We start from the raw sequence: 15,332 nt of genomic DNA on the forward strand, positions 1-15,332 counted from the left end.
ATAGTCTCATGAATTTATCAACAATAATACTAATTAAACAAACAATTTACTAAAAAAATTTAATAGTGTAAGAAATACACATTATATTCGTAAATCAAAAAAGAAAGACCTAATGAAGCAAATCAAAAGAATTGGTGTTTATACTTCTGGGGGTGATGCTCCCGGGATGAACGCTGCAATTCGCGCAGTAGTCCGGACTGCACTCTATAATGGATTAAAAGTTACAGGCATTTACAGAGGATATGAAGGGATGATCGAGGGGGATTTCAAGGAGATGGTGAGCCGTTCAGTGAGTTCTATCCTACAAAAGGGAGGAACGGTATTGAAGTCGGCAAGATGCCCGGAATTCCGGACGCCTGAAGGCCGTAAAAAAGCCTATGAAAATATTAAGGAAGCCGAGATCGATGCATTGGTCGCAATCGGAGGTGATGGAACCTTTACCGGAGCGGAAATCTTCTCGCAGGAATACGATATTCCGGTGATGTGTATTCCCGGTACGATCGACAATGATCTATATGGATCAGACTATACCTTAGGCTTTGATACTGCGAATAATACGGTAATTGATGCGATCGATAAAATTAAAGATACTGCGGCATCACATAATCGTTTATTTTTCGTTGAAGTAATGGGAAGGGACTCCGGATGTATTGCGTTGAACGCAGGGGTTGCCGGTGGTGCCGAAGCCATCATGCTACCTGAAAAGGATACAGCGATCGACGAACTGATCGACATGTTGGAAACAGCAAAACATCGTAATAAGACCTCTATGATCGTTATTGTGGCCGAAGGGGACAAAAATGGTGGAGCATACCATGTGGCGAAAAGGGTGAATGAAAAATTTGATTATTATGATACAAAAGTTAGTATATTAGGACATTTACAGCGAGGAGGATCCCCAAGCAGTTTCGATAGAGTGCTTGCCACCCGGATGGGATACTTTGCGGTAAACGAACTAATCAAAGGAAATAGAAGTGCAACAGTAGGCATCCGCGGAAGCCAGATCGTATCAACCAGTCTTGAAGAGGCTTTGCGTGGCAAGGAATTCAAACTGGATGAAGAGTTGGTCACTATCTCCCAAGTAATGAACATTTAATATATGATTGCAGTAGTTTTTAGTGGCTCCAGGTACGCCGATTGGCGTTTAGCAGAAAAAGGTAGAATTCTCCATGGCTTCCGTACGACGGGTATCAACCCCTATATACAGGATGAAAGGTTCATTTATCAACTACTCAATAAGAATACCCAATTGATCAACAATGCCGAACGGATCCGTAAGATCTACTTTTTCGGTGCTGGCGCCTCTTCTACCGAGCGTCAGGAAAAGATCGAAAAGGTGTTCAGCCAGTTCTTCAAGAATGCCAAAGTGAAAGTGAGCCATGATGTACTGGCTTCCGCCATTTCTACTTTTGGAAACGAGAAGGGCATTATCGGAATCATTGGTTCCGGATCGAATGCAGCCTATTATAATGGGCGTAAAATCACGGAAAACAATTATGGTCTAGGCTATATTCTTGCGGATGAAGCATCGACCAACTGGCAGGCCAGACAGATCCTCAAGGATTTTCTGACAGAGGCCATGCCTGCGGGTTTTCGGGACAAGTTCGTAAGGAAGCATGCCATTGACCGTAAGACAATATTGGATAAAACCTACAATACCCCCAATCCGAACATCTTTTTGACCTCTTTTGCGGATTTTATCCTGGAGAACAAGGACGATCCATACATGGAAGGCATCATCAAGAAAGGATTGGAACTATATGTAAAAACTTATTTGGTACCGCTTTCCGAAGCGTATCCGGATGCAACAATCAACTTCACAGGCTCGGTGGCAAATAATTATGCCGACTGGCTGACGGAGATCGTTCAAGATCACCATCTGGCCATAGGTACGATTATACGGGAACCTGTTCAAAACCTATTAAAATATTATTTAAATAAAAATTAGTTAAAAATGAAAATTGGAATTAACGGATTTGGCCGTATCGGCCGCTTAGCTTTTAGAGCTGCTGTTAAACGCAGCGATATTGAAGTAGTAGGTATCAATGACCTAGTTGAGCCTGATTACTTAGCATATATGTTGAAATACGATTCTACACACGGTAAATTCGATGGTACAGTAGAAGTGAAAGATGGACATTTGGTAGTAAACGGAAAAGAGATCCGTATTACTGCAGAGAAAGATCCAGCAAACCTGAAATGGGATGAAGTAGGAGCTGAAGTGATCATCGAATCTACAGGTTTCTTCTTGACGAAAGAATTGGCACAGAAACACATTGATGCTGGTGCGAAAAAAGTAATCATGTCTGCTCCTGCAAAAGATGATACCCCTACTTTCGTAATGGGTGTTAACCATAAAGATCTTAAAGCAGAATACACAATCGTTTCAAATGCTTCTTGTACAACGAACTGTTTAGCACCTCTTGCGAAAGTGTTGAACGATAAGTTTGGTATTGTTGAAGGATTGATGACTACAGTACATGCGGTTACTGCAACACAAAAAACAGTGGATGGTCCTTCAGCGAAAGACTGGAGAGGTGGGCGTGGTGCTTACCAGAACATCATCCCTTCTTCTACTGGTGCTGCGAAAGCAGTTGGATTGGTTTTGCCTGAATTGAAAGGTAAATTGACAGGTATGTCGTTACGCGTTCCTACGGCGGATGTTTCTGTAGTGGATTTAACGGTACGTTTGGAAAAAGCAGCTTCTTATGAGGATATCAAAAAAGCAATGAAAGATGCTTCAGAAGGCGAATTGAAAGGTATTTTAGGATATACGGAAGATGCAGTGGTTTCTACTGATTTCTTAGGTGATCCTCGTACTTCCATCTTTGATGCGGAGGCTGGTATTTCCTTGAATGATCACTTCGTGAAAGTAGTTTCATGGTATGATAATGAATGGGGTTACTCGAATAAGATCATTGATTTAGCGCAAGAAGTAGCTAAGTTAGGGTAGTGATAACGCCATTGCGAGGCTATTAACACGTCATTGCGAGGCATTCATTACCGCGTCATTCCGACACGGCCGTCATTGCGAGACCATCGTCATTGCGAGGCACGAAGCAATCTTTCGCCATGTCATCCTGAGCGCAGTCGAAGGATCTGTACGGAGGGAAATATACGAACAGATGCTTCGACTATGCTCAGCATGACATGCTTAGTAATAAACTTAAGAAAAGATTGCTTCGTCGTACCTCCTCGCAATGACTAGAAAAAAACTCCTCGCAATGACGAGAAAGTTACTCTTAATGACGAGAAAACACAAAAAAAGGGATCCAAATGGATCCCTTTTCTATTTCTATCTAGTTCCTAATTAACTAAAACTCTTCCTTCATCAAAAATCCGCCGCCCAACAAATCATCCCCCTCATAAAACACAGCAGATTGTCCTGGGGCAATACCCTTCACCGTATGCGTAAAATCCACCTTCATAATATCCCCTTGTTGGGTAATGGTAGACAATGCACCAGCATCCTTATACCTAATCTTCGTAATAGCCTCCATAGGCTCCTCAATCGAAGCATATTTCACCAGATTAATATTCTTCACAAAAGCTTGGGTCCTTTCCAATTCATGCTCTTCACCCAACACCACCGAATTACTTTCCGGAAGGATCTGGATCACAAACATCGGTTTACCCAAAGCAATTCCCAAACCTTTACGCTGTCCGATCGTGAAATAAGGATAGCCGATATGCTTCCCTACCACCGTACCATCCGACAACAAAAAGTTCCCTGGCCCAATCTCTTGATCCAACGTAGGTCTTTTGTGTCTTAAGAACGAACGGTAATCATTATCTGGAACGAAACAGATCTCATAACTCTCCGATTTATTGGCAAGCTCTTTCTGCCCCATATCCAAAGCCATCTGACGTATTTCAGATTTCGCGAATTTTCCCAATGGGAACTGCGTCCTGGCTAGGTTCTCCTGTGATACCCCCCAAAGTACGTAAGATTGGTCTTTATGTTCATCCTTTCCCTTGGAGATCACATAGCGACCATTATCATGTTGCCTGATATTGGCATAATGTCCTGTTGCGATAAATTCACAATCCAATTTATCTGCGCGTTTCATTAACGCTTCCCATTTGATGTGGGTGTTACATAACACGCAAGGATTTGGCGTACGACCAGCAATATATTCATCCACAAAATTATCAATCACAAAATCTCCGAATTCATCGCGGATATCGAGAATATAGTGTGGGAAACCATAGTTTACCGCCAGCATGCGAGCATCATTGATACTATCCAAGCTGCAGCAACCCGTTTCCTTTGAAGAGCCACCAGAACTTGCATAATCCCATGTTTTCATCGTAATACCGATGACCTCATACCCTTGTTCGTGTAGCATGACAGCAGCAACGGAGCTATCCACTCCCCCACTCATTGCTACCAATACTCTTCCTTTTTTACTCATATTAATTTATTGAGTTGCAAAGATACCGTTAATTCACGATTCACAATGTTTATTTCGTGTAATTTTATCTCAATCAAAATCAAGACATTGCTGAAAAGGGATAAACTTTTTGGGCGAAAAGTTTTAGAATTCGAAAAAAGACGGTACATTTGCATCGCAAGTCCGGTAACGGATTAGCAAAAAAAAGGTGCCATAGCTCAGTTGGTAGAGCAAAGGACTGAAAATCCTTGTGTCGCTGGTTCGAATCCAGCTGGCACCACAAAAAAGCTCGTCGGAAGACGAGCTTTTTTTGTGGGTATTTAGTAGGGAGTATTTAGTAGATAGACCTGGCGCCCTGCCCATTGTTGTTTTCTGAAGTTTATTTTAAATTGGTTCTTCTTAATCCTGAAGGAAGAACATTGCCAGGAACTTGCGCAGAAAACTAGTGGAACAAAAACTAAAAGAGATTATAGGCATCTAAGATTGAATTACGTTCGGTAAAATTGTCTTTAAAGGTTTGGTCCTTCCCATGCTATTCTTCTTTAAAGATTCGTATACCAATATGTAAAAACAATGCATCAACTTTAAGTTAACTTATAAAATCGCGGTTTAAAACGTTTAAAAGATGATTTTATCCTACTCATTTTCTGATGATTAATAAATAGTTTTATATGAATATTTGCATAATAGCTCAAGATTACTACCTTTGTAGCGTTGTCAATCAAATTCGATTAACACAAGAATAAAAGGTGCCATAGCTCAGTTGGTAGAGCAAAGGACTGAAAATCCTTGTGTCGCTGGTTCGAATCCAGCTGGCACCACAGAAAAAAGCTCATCTTCCGACGAGCTTTTTTAGTATTTAGTATAAAGTGATTTGTTGGTAGATCCATGGCGGTTGAGACACATACTCCGTCATTGCGAGGAACGAAGCAATCTCTATTGGATCATACCGAAAGTTTGGGGGTAAAGATTTTTAAGCATATAATTTCATCACTCTGTACAGGAAGAATGTTGTGTCCCTTACGCCACGAAAGACACTCCTAAAAGCTTTGAGTTTTGCATTGAAAGATTCTGCCGAGGCATTTGTGCTCCTGTTATCGAAGTAATGTAGTATGTATTGATGATGGGCTGCAATGGATCTTGCTACGCTCTCAAAGGAAGCAATGCCAGCATTCTCAACCTGATTGTGCCATAGACCTAACTTTGTAAAAGCTACCTTTTTGTCCCTGCACTTGTTGAAGATATCACCCAGGGCAATCCCTAGATCATATGCCTGTTTTAGTTTGGGAAACCGCAGGAACAACAGTTCAGCTCGGTTTTTCTGACTTTCCGACCATCTGCCTGGATGCTTGAACAAAAGGTGCCTGGACCTGGCCAATAGCTGTTTGAGCGTATCACCATTGGGCAACAATTCGGGTTCATATGGGATTCCTCGCTTTCGCGACTCCATTATCTTCTTGCTTTCTGCATCCAGGACTTCCCAACGATATTTGATTCGGAGTTCCTGTACTGCATCATAGGCCAGTTTTTGGACATGGAACCGATCGACCACACGTCTGGCGTTCCTGAAACACCTTCGGATAGCCTTGGCCATGTTGGGAGCCATATCCATGGTCACCTCCTTTACCCTGTTCCTCGAGCGCAAGGGTATCCGATCAAGAACAGCCATGATATCCTCAGCTTTAGTGCCCTTAATAGTTGCCAGGATCGTCCCTTTACGCCCCTTTGCCGATTTACTGCTAACAATGGTATATAACTCACCGTTGCTGAAGCTGGTCTCATCTATGCTCAGATGTTCCGAGATGTTTTCAGGAAACAATGTCCAGCTCTCGGCATGGGTTTTTTGGTTCCAATCATGGAAATCACTGAGGTGGTTCTTGTACTGATCCTGGAGTTGCTTGCCGTCCATTTGGAAGAATAATCCTACCAATTGGGCGCTTACAGGATGGTTATCCAAATATCTTCTTTAAAAAAAGCCCGAATTCCGTAGTCATTCGAGCACCCTCACGCACCAGGTTCCAATCTCTTGTGATGATCTGTCCTGTATCCGGGACCGTCCAGCGACGACGACGGATATGTAGCGTAACTTTCTGACCTCGAATGGGAAAGTCCGAGATCTCGGTGGAAGGCATGAAGCCCTTTGACTCCAACCTGCTGTTCTCATAGCCTGTCGGAGCAATATTAAGTTCATCTAAATAAATATGGAGCTGATTGTCGACCTGATCGACTTCTAAGATCTGGAAGTATTCCAAAAGCCCTTGGGGCATCAATAAGGATAGTAATTTACGTTCGGCTTCTTGCAAGGGATAACTGTTTTAAAGATGCTAAACTAAGAAATTTTTAGTATTCCCCCCAAGGATTCAGCTTGATCCTCTCTATTCACCTATACAATACATCATGGTTCAAGACTTATAAACTAAGTAAAAAACCTTAACCTATATTTTCCATTTTCTCGACCCGTCTTCTATGCTAATACTTCAAAATATGTTTGTTTTAGTATCAGAATCGTGCTTTAAGTAGGGTTAAAGCAGGGTTAAGGTAACTAATGAGTATATAAAACATACATTTTACATACTTTTAGCATACTTTCAGTATGCTTTTGCACCGAAGGAAACAACGTTTGTTCCCTATTAAATCCCCATGTTAGATTTTCAATAAATTTTCTACTTCTGCCGGTAATACTTTCCCTAATTCTTTTGCCTTCTTAAAATGTTCCACACATTTATTCTCATCCTTTAAGTTAACATAAAAAATCCCTAGCCAAAAGTGAACATCAGCAAGATTTTCCGGATATATTCTTCCATAAATGGTCTTTGGTACACCGAGTGAAATAGAATTTTGATTAGCTTCGTATTCCCTTAAAAAATCTTCCAACTGATTTTTCCCTTTTTCAAATTCCTGTTTTGATCCTAAAAAACGGGCATACTGCATTTTAGCCAAATAAAAATCATATAGCTGCATCATGCGATACTTCTCCCCCCTTTTGGCCTTTTCTGACTCCTTTTTGAAAATTAATAAAGCAGCATCAAATTCTTTCTCTGCAGCAACCTGATCATTTCGCATAACATAAATAGAAGCCTTTTCAAGATGGGCCTTATAGTATAAGGAATCGAAGTCTGCCAACACCTTATCAAAAGTTATAAAAGCATTATCCAATTGATTAAACCTTTTCTCTATCATTCCTTTTACAAACCAAGTCTCGGGACTTGTTGGCTGCAATTTGTTCAAAGAAGCCCAATAATTCCGGGCATCTTGCTCCATGTTTTGTTCTAAAGCTAACCAGGTTAATTGCAAATAAGCTAAAGCATGGTTAGGATCGATTTTTAAAGCCTCTTCATATTTTGCCTTTGCATTTCCCCAATCTTTAACCCGTGCAAAATTAACCCCTTCCAACACCAATTTCGCCGCTTGGCCGTTCAGATTTTTCTTACGATAATTCTCTTCCTCTCTTTTAACCTGATCTGGATTATTCAAAAAGGCGAATTTTCCATAATATAAATCCGGTTCTTTAGGTTTAGGTATATGTCCGCTATGGTCAGGATGGGTGAACTCACTATCGGGTTTAAAACGAACCACCCCCCAGGTCTGATTAATTTCTTGAAGAGCTTTCATCCTTTCTCCAATCGGATAATAGTAATAAACCTTCCCAACTCCTAAATCAAACTTCAACAAGTACACCGTAATCATTTCATAATTATCCACCGTATCCTTAAATTTAAATTTAGTATTGGAAGTGAAAATTAAGGCTGTATCTGCGTTTATCAGTTTTAAGGCATCACGGTTCACAAATTCCAAATATTGCAGTCCAGCATACGAAGGGCCAATGCTTTTTGGATCTGCGTTTATTGAATTTGTCCAGCGCCTAGATTCTTCAACCGATTTTTTATCATTGTTATATTTGTAATAATTGGAAAGACGAAACCAATTTTGATCATAACCGATATAAATATCCCCTTTTTTAAAAGAAATAGGGTTACGAAAGGCCAATAGCGGATTGATGGCCAATTTATTCTCCTCCAATTTTTTCGCTTTTGGATCGCTTGCAAACAAACTAAAGTTGATGGAATCTGGAAGTTTCGGCCATGGAACGGTTTCATACCCTTCTGGTTTAAAAACTAATGCATTTATTTCTTCCAATTTGGAATGGGTTTGCGTATCGAAAGCTCCTAAGGATTTTTTGTTAACGATTTGTTGCCCCAACGCAAACAAATGTAGACAAATGCCCAACAGTGCAAAAAGGATTTTCTTAGAATACATAATCTAGCTTAAATGTTAAATGTTTTAAAGGTATTTTAATGACCTGGTAAATGGATGCTTTTTTTTTAATCAATCCATAACTAAAATTAATTTTATTTTTGAGAATACGAGTTATTTATTGAAAAAATTAACAATAAAAAAACGGCTAGGACCTCGATAGGCCTAGCCGCTAATTTTTTTCTTATGTTCCTATTATAGGCCTACAAATAACCCAACAAATAATAGATAATGATAAATACGATAATGGTACCGAAACATCCCAGTCCCATTTTTTTGGCGCCCCATCCGGCAATCAGTGCTCTAAAAAACTTATTCATTCTTTTCTCCTTTTTGTTTAATATCGAAATATTAACAATAGTCGGGAGAAAATGTTTGTGAGAGGATATCCCGAATTTCAAATTTCCCATGGAAATGCTGCTGTAGCACCCTTCCATCGCCATGAATCGTCCAGATGGCCTTAGGTTTTACCTGCTCGATAAAGTACAAAATATCGTTCCAATCCACATGATCGGAAAGGTAAAGGCTAATATCATTTTGCGCCTGCAACCGCTCCCAACCCGAAGCAAAAGCTTTCAGCACATTCCTTGCTCGCCTATAACTGTTGAAGGTCAATGGCGGAACCAGATAGATCTTATTCTGCGAACCATCTTTCATCGACTTCCGGTTGTATAATTCATAGCGCATCGGAGCCTTCAGGTACCGATCATAAATCTTATGCATGCCCAACATCGAATGGTGCACGAGAACATCCTTATCCGGACAATGCTCGTTCAATAATGCGGTAATGCGCTGCGCTTTTCCCAGGGAATAACAGCCCAGTAGGATGTTATGGGGAACCGCCAGTTTCATGATCTCCTGCACCGGATCTGGATGTTTGACCGCAGGATTGGCAAAGGTGGTCTCTGTGATCAGCACATCAGCCTCTTTGAACTGAATGGGTTCGCAGGTTGGATCAGCCTGCAGTTTATAATCGCCGGTATACAGGTATCGAACCCCTTTGTAGACCATTAATATCTGCGCACTTCCCAAGATATGACCAGCCGGATATAGGTAGATCCCTACCCCATTGATCTCAAAATAGGTATCAAATGGAATAAGCTGAAAAGATTGATCAGGCTGTTTCGAATGTCGGAGTTTGATGAATTCGGCCGTTGCCTGGGTACAATAAATGTGCTTATGTCCAGGGCTTGCATGGTCGCCATGCGCGTGGGAAACCACCGCATGCTTAACGGGATATAAGGGGTCTATATAAAAATCGCCATAGGAACAGTAGAAACCTTGTTCCTTACGCACTAAAAAATCTTCAATAATATTCATGAATGGAAAAACCGTTTATGAAGTTCCATAACCTGGGCGATCAAACTGTGATCATCGTCATTATGGATGATGAAATCTGCCAACTTTTCCTTTTCGGATTCTGGCATCTGTTTGCTCATCCTTCTCCTCACCTCCTCTTCTGTTACCTGATCACGTTTCATGACCCGATCGATGCGAACCGACTCTGGTGATGTCACCAAGATCGTAAAATCCAATTTCTTATAGGAGCCACTTTCAAATAATAAGGCGGCTTCCTTTACGCTATAAAGCGATGTTTGTGCGGATGCCCAATCCTCTGCATCCTGAATAACCGCTGGATGCACGATGGCATTCAACTTGGCCAATTCTTCTGCATTGGAAAATACTTGTTTCGATAACCAAGCCCTATTCAACTGCCCATCTTCCAGGTAAACTTCCTTGCCAAAGGTTTTCAGCAAAGCCTGGCGTACCGCTTCACTCTTGAACATGATATCCTTGGCTTCCCGATCGGCATCATAGGTCGGAATACCCAACACCTTGAAGATCCGGGTAGCCATACTTTTCCCTACACCGATTCCGCCTGTAATACCTATTTTCAATCCCATAATAGCTTGTTTTTTTTTGAAATTAGCTTTGTTATTTCCTGACGAAGAAATCCACGTTCTGTGGCTCGATACTCAATACCTGACAGAACTCAGGTACCTTGGTGATGATGACAGGCAGGCTGCTGACCTGATGGTCCTTCCAGGAATCCAGATCCACCACCGCCTCAAAATCCCTTGAGGTCCACTTGTTATAATCCTTTACTGATAATAAAACCGTTGCTTTCACCTTGCTCGGTAATACCCTAACGGAAGTATACCCCTTGTTATTCTCTATCTTGATGGGCAATTCGATCACCTTTTCCGTTACTTCCCCAACCGGGATGATCACCTCGGCAAAAGTCGGGTAGATCGTGATGTTGGTCTTGTTCTGTCTATCCAGATAGGCCACCGTACGAACATCCGTATTCAGCTCCTTCCCTTTGATCGTATCCGTCTCCAAATATTCAATGCTCGCCACATCCTCCAATGGACCGGTAATGGTGACATATTCGGGGATGGTGCGTGTAGCGGCAATAATACCATATTGTTTTTTGAAGGTCAGGCTATGGATGGCCTTTACAGGAACCTTGCGTTGTGTCTGCTTGGAAAAATCAAAATACAAAGTATCCGGAGAAACAGCCACCACCTGTTTATCGCCCGGGAATTGCCTATTGATAAATCCGATCTGGCTTCCAAAAACAATGAAATTACGGGATTTTAATCCGCTCAGGTCGACCTGGATTTTGGCGGTGTCCGGATATAATCTCTCCATCAGCATCTTCCAACCCGACATCTTGATCTTTACCGATACGGTATCCGACTGCAAAGGGTGGAAAGCCTTGTTTTCTGGCAGGTTCACATAGGTAATACTGGCCTTTTTACTGAAATTGTAATCGCTGGAAATCGCAAACAAGGTCCATGCTAAAAAAGATATGATTACACATCTCAAAAATATGGATAGCTTTCGCCTCTGTACCTTATTTATTCGCCTCATAGCCATGTTACAAATGTAATATTTTGTAGTTACGAATGATAAAATATTCCGTAACTTTGTACTTTAATTGAAGGACATTCAAAATTCACTTTAATAATGATTCATTTCTTTGTGAACCAATCGAACACATTTTATGCTGTTCAAACCCCAAAAGTTTTATCAACCGAAGATATCTCCAAATTAAACTGGCTTTTTGGAAATGCTAAAAAACTCGACGAGCAATCGCTGAACGATTCCTTTGTTGGGCCAAGAGCAGCCATGGTTACCCCATGGAGTACGAATGCCGTTGAAATCACCCAGAACATGGGTATTGAAGGTATCATCAGGATCGAAGAATATCAGCCGGTGGCTGCAGATTTCAGCGATTTTGACCCGATGATTTCGCAGAAATTCTCGGCATTGACGCAGGATATGTTCAGCATTAACATCAGCCCTGAGCCGATCATCGAAATCGACGATATCGACGCATACAATAAATCCGAAGGACTTGCCTTGAGTCCGGAGGAAGTGGAATACCTGGATAAGCTGTCGGATAAAATCGGCCGTAAATTAACGGATTCCGAAGTATTTGCCTTTTCCCAAGCGAACTCAGAACATTGTAGACATAAAATCTTCAATGGTACGTTTGTGATCGATGGTGTGGAGCAACCTACTTCGCTGTTCAAATTGATCAAGAAAACATCAGAAACAAACCCGAATGCGATTGTTTCTGCCTATAAAGATAACGTGGCTTTTGTAAAAGGTCCTCGCGTTACCCAGTTTGCACCGAAAACGGCAGACAAACCTGACTTCTACGAAGAGAAGGAATTTGATTCCGTCATCTCTGTAAAAGCAGAGACCCATAACTTCCCGACTACGGTGGAGCCATTTTCTGGCGCAGCGACAGGTTCGGGTGGTGAGATCCGCGACCGTTTAGCAGGTGGTCAGGGAGCTTTGCCATTGGCTGGAACAGCAATTTACATGACTGCTTATTCCCGTTTGTTGGCAGACCGCCCTTGGGAGAACGGCATGGAAGAAAGAAAATGGTTGTACCAAACACCAATGGACATCTTGATCAAGGCATCAAATGGTGCATCGGATTTTGGAAACAAATTCGGACAGCCATTGATCACCGGATCAGTATTGACATTCGAACATGAAGAGGATGGCCGTAAATTAGGCTATGATAAAGTGATTATGCAGGCTGGAGGTATTGGTTATGGTAAATTGGACCAGGCCAAAAAACACGAACCGCAAGCAGGCGATAAGATTGTCATCCTTGGTGGGGAGAACTACCGGATCGGTATGGGTGGAGCTGCGGTTTCTTCCGCAGATACTGGCGCCTTTGGATCTGGTATCGAATTGAACGCGATCCAACGTTCGAACCCTGAAATGCAGAAACGTGCTGCAAATGCCATCCGTGCATTTGTGGAATCTGATCATAACCCTATTGTTTCCATCCATGATCACGGTGCCGGTGGACACTTGAACTGTCTATCCGAATTGGTGGAAAGTACCGGTGGATTGATCGATATGGATAAACTTCCTGTCGGTGACCCTACCCTTTCTGCGAAGGAAATCATTGGTAATGAATCCCAGGAACGTATGGGCTTGGTGATTGCCGATGAGGATATCCAAGTTCTTCAGACCGTTTCGGAAAGAGAGCGTGCTCCTATGTATACCGTTGGGGACGTGACGAACGATCACCGTTTTACTTTCCAATCGGAAAAAACGGGCGAAAAACCAATGGATTATGCATTGGAGGATTTCTTCGGATCTTCGCCAAAGACCATCATGTCGGATAAGAAAATCGATCGTCCTTATGCTGATCTTGCGTATGATGCGAAGAATGTTCCAAATTACCTGAATCAAGTATTGCAACTGGAGGCTGTAGCATCCAAAGATTGGTTAACGAATAAGGTAGACCGTTGTGTGGGTGGACGCGTTGCTAAACAGCAATGTACAGGTCCATTGCAATTGCCATTGAACAATGTGGGTGTAATGGCCTTGGATTATAAATCAACAGAGGGTATAGCTACTACCGTGGGACATTCGCCTTTGACGGCTTTAGTGGATCCGGTTGCTGGATCGCGTAATGCCATCGCAGAAGCTTTATCCAATATCGTCTTCGCTCCTATCCACAACAAATTGGCCGGCATTTCCTTATCGGCAAACTGGATGTGGGCATGTAATAATGAAGGGGAAGATGCACGTTTATATGAAGCAGTAAAAGGTTGTTCTGATTTTGCGATCGAATTGGGCATCAATATCCCTACGGGTAAGGATTCCTTATCGATGAAACAGAAATATCCTAATGGGGAAAACGTTATTGCTCCAGGAACGGTGATTATTTCTGCGGCAGGAAACTGTACCAATATCAATAAAGTGGTAGAGCCGGTATTGAAAAAGAATGCGGGTTCGATCTATTATATCAATCTTTCCCAGGATGCGTTCAAATTGGGAGGATCATCTTTTGCGCAGATCTCGAATAAGATCGGTGCAGAGGTTCCTACAATCAAGGATGCGGCTTTCTTCAAGAAAGCGTTCAATGCGATTCAGGATCTGATCAATGCCGATCAGGTTGCTGCAGGTCATGATGTGGGTTCTGGTGGTTTGATCACGACCTTATTGGAAATGTGTTTTGCAGATGTGAACTTGGCAGCGGACTATGACCTTTCAGGATTGAAGGAGTCGGATACGGTTAAAGCTTTGTTCAATGAAAATAATGCGGTTGTTTTACAGGCGAAAGAGGATACTTCTTTTGAGTCTTTGTTAAAAACGGCTGGCGTTTCTTTTGTTAAAATAGGAACAGCTAAGGAAGGTTCTTCGGTTTCGATTCAGAATAATTCTGATGCTTTCCAATTTGATGTGGCGGAGACTAGGGATACCTGGTTCAAGACTTCGTTCTTATTGGATCAGAAGCAATCGAAAAATGGAACAGCACAAGCTCGTTTTGATAATTATAAAAATCAACCTTTACAATATACTTTCCCAAGTCATTTTGATGGTAAGAAGCCCGTTATTGATGCTGGGAAGGCGCGTCCAAAAGCGGCAATCATTCGGGAAAAAGGATCGAATTCGGAGAGAGAGATGGCAAATGCCATGTACTTGGCCGGATTTGATGTGAAGGACGTGCATATGACGGATTTGATCGCTGGTCGCGAAACCTTGGAGGATATTCAGTTCATCGGTGCAGTTGGTGGTTTCTCCAACTCGGATGTATTGGGATCGGCAAAAGGATGGGCCGGTGCTTTCCTTTACAATGAAAAGGCAAAATCGGCATTGGAGAAATTCTTCTCCCGTCCGGATACCTTATCAGTGGGGATATGTAATGGATGTCAGTTGTTCATGGAATTGGAATTGATTAATCCAAACCATGAGGTGCATGGTAAGATGTTGCATAATGATTCGCAGAAACATGAGTCGAACTTTGTTTCGGTGAAGGTACAGGAGAATAATTCGGTGATGTTGTCAACCTTGGCGGGTTCTACCCTTGGGGTATGGATTTCTCACGGAGAAGGAAAGTTTAACCTGCCTTATGGGGAAGATAAGTACCAGATCGTAGCAAAATATGGTTATGAGGAGTATCCGCATAATCCGAATGGTTCTGATTATAATACAGCGATGATGTGTGATAGTACTGGGAGACATTTGGTGACTATGCCACATATTGAACGTTCTACTTTCCAATGGAACTGGGCGAATTATCCAGATGGCAGACAGGATGAGGTAACGCCTTGGTTGGAAGCTTTTGTGAACGCCAGAAAATGGATCGAGGAGCAGAATAAGAAGGGTTAAGGATAGGCGTGGAAACACGACTGGCCATCA

General features: G+C 42.0%; 11 protein-coding genes and 2 tRNA genes. 6 read left to right on the forward strand and 7 right to left on the reverse strand.

Features of this window, described 5'->3' with window-relative positions; genetic code table 11:
• Positions 1-112 precede the first annotated feature (112 nt).
• From pfkA to gap, 3 genes are read left to right on the forward strand one after another with little or no spacing between them, the layout of a single operon-like run.
• Positions 113-1,096, forward strand: a complete 984-nt coding sequence (gene pfkA / locus CRJ00_RS06635) for a 6-phosphofructokinase (protein WP_099366090.1) — start codon at positions 113-115, stop codon at positions 1,094-1,096.
• Between the two features lie 3 nt (positions 1,097-1,099).
• On the forward strand, positions 1,100-1,948 hold the full coding sequence (locus tag CRJ00_RS06640) for a hypothetical protein (RefSeq protein ID WP_099366091.1): 849 nt from the start codon (positions 1,100-1,102) through the stop codon (positions 1,946-1,948).
• Between the two features lie 6 nt (positions 1,949-1,954).
• Positions 1,955-2,953 carry a type I glyceraldehyde-3-phosphate dehydrogenase gene (gene gap / locus CRJ00_RS06645; RefSeq protein ID WP_099366092.1) on the forward strand — a complete coding sequence of 333 codons (999 nt, stop codon included), beginning with the start codon at positions 1,955-1,957 and terminating at the stop codon, positions 2,951-2,953.
• 361 nt (positions 2,954-3,314) lie between these two features.
• Here gap and mnmA read toward each other — a convergent pair whose 3' ends face one another.
• Positions 3,315-4,415 carry a tRNA 2-thiouridine(34) synthase MnmA gene (gene mnmA, locus CRJ00_RS06650; protein ID WP_099366093.1) on the reverse strand — a complete coding sequence of 367 codons (1,101 nt, stop codon included), beginning with the start codon at positions 4,413-4,415 and terminating at the stop codon, positions 3,315-3,317.
• A gap of 186 nt (positions 4,416-4,601) precedes the next feature.
• On the opposite strand from mnmA, the gene CRJ00_RS06655 reads away from it, so the two are divergent.
• Both CRJ00_RS06655 and CRJ00_RS06660 read left to right on the forward strand, forming a co-directional pair.
• Positions 4,602-4,674 (forward strand) — tRNA-Phe (locus CRJ00_RS06655).
• Between the two features lie 468 nt (positions 4,675-5,142).
• Positions 5,143-5,215 (forward strand) — tRNA-Phe (locus CRJ00_RS06660).
• 152 nt (positions 5,216-5,367) lie between these two features.
• On the opposite strand, the gene CRJ00_RS06665 is transcribed toward CRJ00_RS06660, so the two are convergent.
• The 6 genes from CRJ00_RS06665 to CRJ00_RS06690 all read right to left on the reverse strand — a co-directional run bounded on the left by CRJ00_RS06665 (position 5,368) and on the right by CRJ00_RS06690 (position 11,444).
• Entirely contained in the window at positions 5,368-6,351 is a 984-nt protein-coding gene (locus CRJ00_RS06665; RefSeq protein ID WP_257213699.1) for an ISAon1 family transposase, read from the reverse strand.
• Positions 6,344-6,697: an ISAon1 family transposase N-terminal region protein gene (locus CRJ00_RS06670; RefSeq protein WP_099366094.1), complete on the reverse strand. Its 354-nt coding sequence runs from the start codon at positions 6,695-6,697 to the stop codon at positions 6,344-6,346. Before CRJ00_RS06670 ends, CRJ00_RS06665 begins: the two co-directional genes overlap by 8 nt.
• A 340-nt stretch (positions 6,698-7,037) precedes the next feature.
• On the reverse strand, positions 7,038-8,651 hold the full coding sequence (locus CRJ00_RS06675) for a tetratricopeptide repeat protein (RefSeq protein WP_099366095.1): 1,614 nt from the start codon (positions 8,649-8,651) through the stop codon (positions 7,038-7,040).
• 348 nt (positions 8,652-8,999) lie between these two features.
• Positions 9,000-9,968, reverse strand: a complete 969-nt coding sequence (locus tag CRJ00_RS06680) for an MBL fold metallo-hydrolase RNA specificity domain-containing protein (protein WP_099366096.1) — start codon at positions 9,966-9,968, stop codon at positions 9,000-9,002.
• On the reverse strand, positions 9,965-10,552 hold the full coding sequence (gene coaE, locus CRJ00_RS06685; protein ID WP_099366097.1) for a dephospho-CoA kinase: 588 nt from the start codon (positions 10,550-10,552) through the stop codon (positions 9,965-9,967). The genes CRJ00_RS06680 and coaE overlap by 4 nt, the downstream gene beginning before the upstream one ends.
• Positions 10,553-10,583: 31 nt before the next feature.
• Entirely contained in the window at positions 10,584-11,444 is an 861-nt protein-coding gene (locus CRJ00_RS06690) for a hypothetical protein (protein WP_257213700.1), read from the reverse strand.
• Between the two features lie 177 nt (positions 11,445-11,621).
• On the opposite strand from CRJ00_RS06690, the gene purL reads away from it, so the two are divergent.
• Positions 11,622-15,302 carry a phosphoribosylformylglycinamidine synthase gene (gene purL / locus CRJ00_RS06695; protein ID WP_099366099.1) on the forward strand — a complete coding sequence of 1,227 codons (3,681 nt, stop codon included), beginning with the start codon at positions 11,622-11,624 and terminating at the stop codon, positions 15,300-15,302.
• Positions 15,303-15,332: the final 30 nt, after the last annotated feature.

It is taken from the genome of Sphingobacterium sp. 1.A.4, assembly GCF_002734245.1.
Taxonomy (GTDB): domain Bacteria; phylum Bacteroidota; class Bacteroidia; order Sphingobacteriales; family Sphingobacteriaceae; genus Sphingobacterium; species Sphingobacterium tenebrionis.

Bases quoted from the DNA above. Each gene is read 5' to 3' on its own strand.
- CRJ00_RS06640 (WP_099366091.1), top strand. From the start codon at position 1,100: ATGATTGCAGTAGTTTTTAGTGGCTCCAGGTACGCCGATTGGCGTTTA.
- purL (WP_099366099.1), top strand. From the start codon at position 11,622: ATGATTCATTTCTTTGTGAACCAATCGAACACATTTTATGCTGTTCAA.
- gap (WP_099366092.1), top strand. From the start codon at position 1,955: ATGAAAATTGGAATTAACGGATTTGGCCGTATCGGCCGCTTAGCTTTT.
- coaE (WP_099366097.1), bottom strand. From the start codon at position 10,552: ATGGGATTGAAAATAGGTATTACAGGCGGAATCGGTGTAGGGAAAAGT.
- pfkA (WP_099366090.1), top strand. From the start codon at position 113: ATGAAGCAAATCAAAAGAATTGGTGTTTATACTTCTGGGGGTGATGCT.
- mnmA (WP_099366093.1), bottom strand. From the start codon at position 4,415: ATGAGTAAAAAAGGAAGAGTATTGGTAGCAATGAGTGGGGGAGTGGAT.
- CRJ00_RS06680 (WP_099366096.1), bottom strand. From the start codon at position 9,968: ATGAATATTATTGAAGATTTTTTAGTGCGTAAGGAACAAGGTTTCTAC.
- CRJ00_RS06675 (WP_099366095.1), bottom strand. From the start codon at position 8,651: ATGTATTCTAAGAAAATCCTTTTTGCACTGTTGGGCATTTGTCTACAT.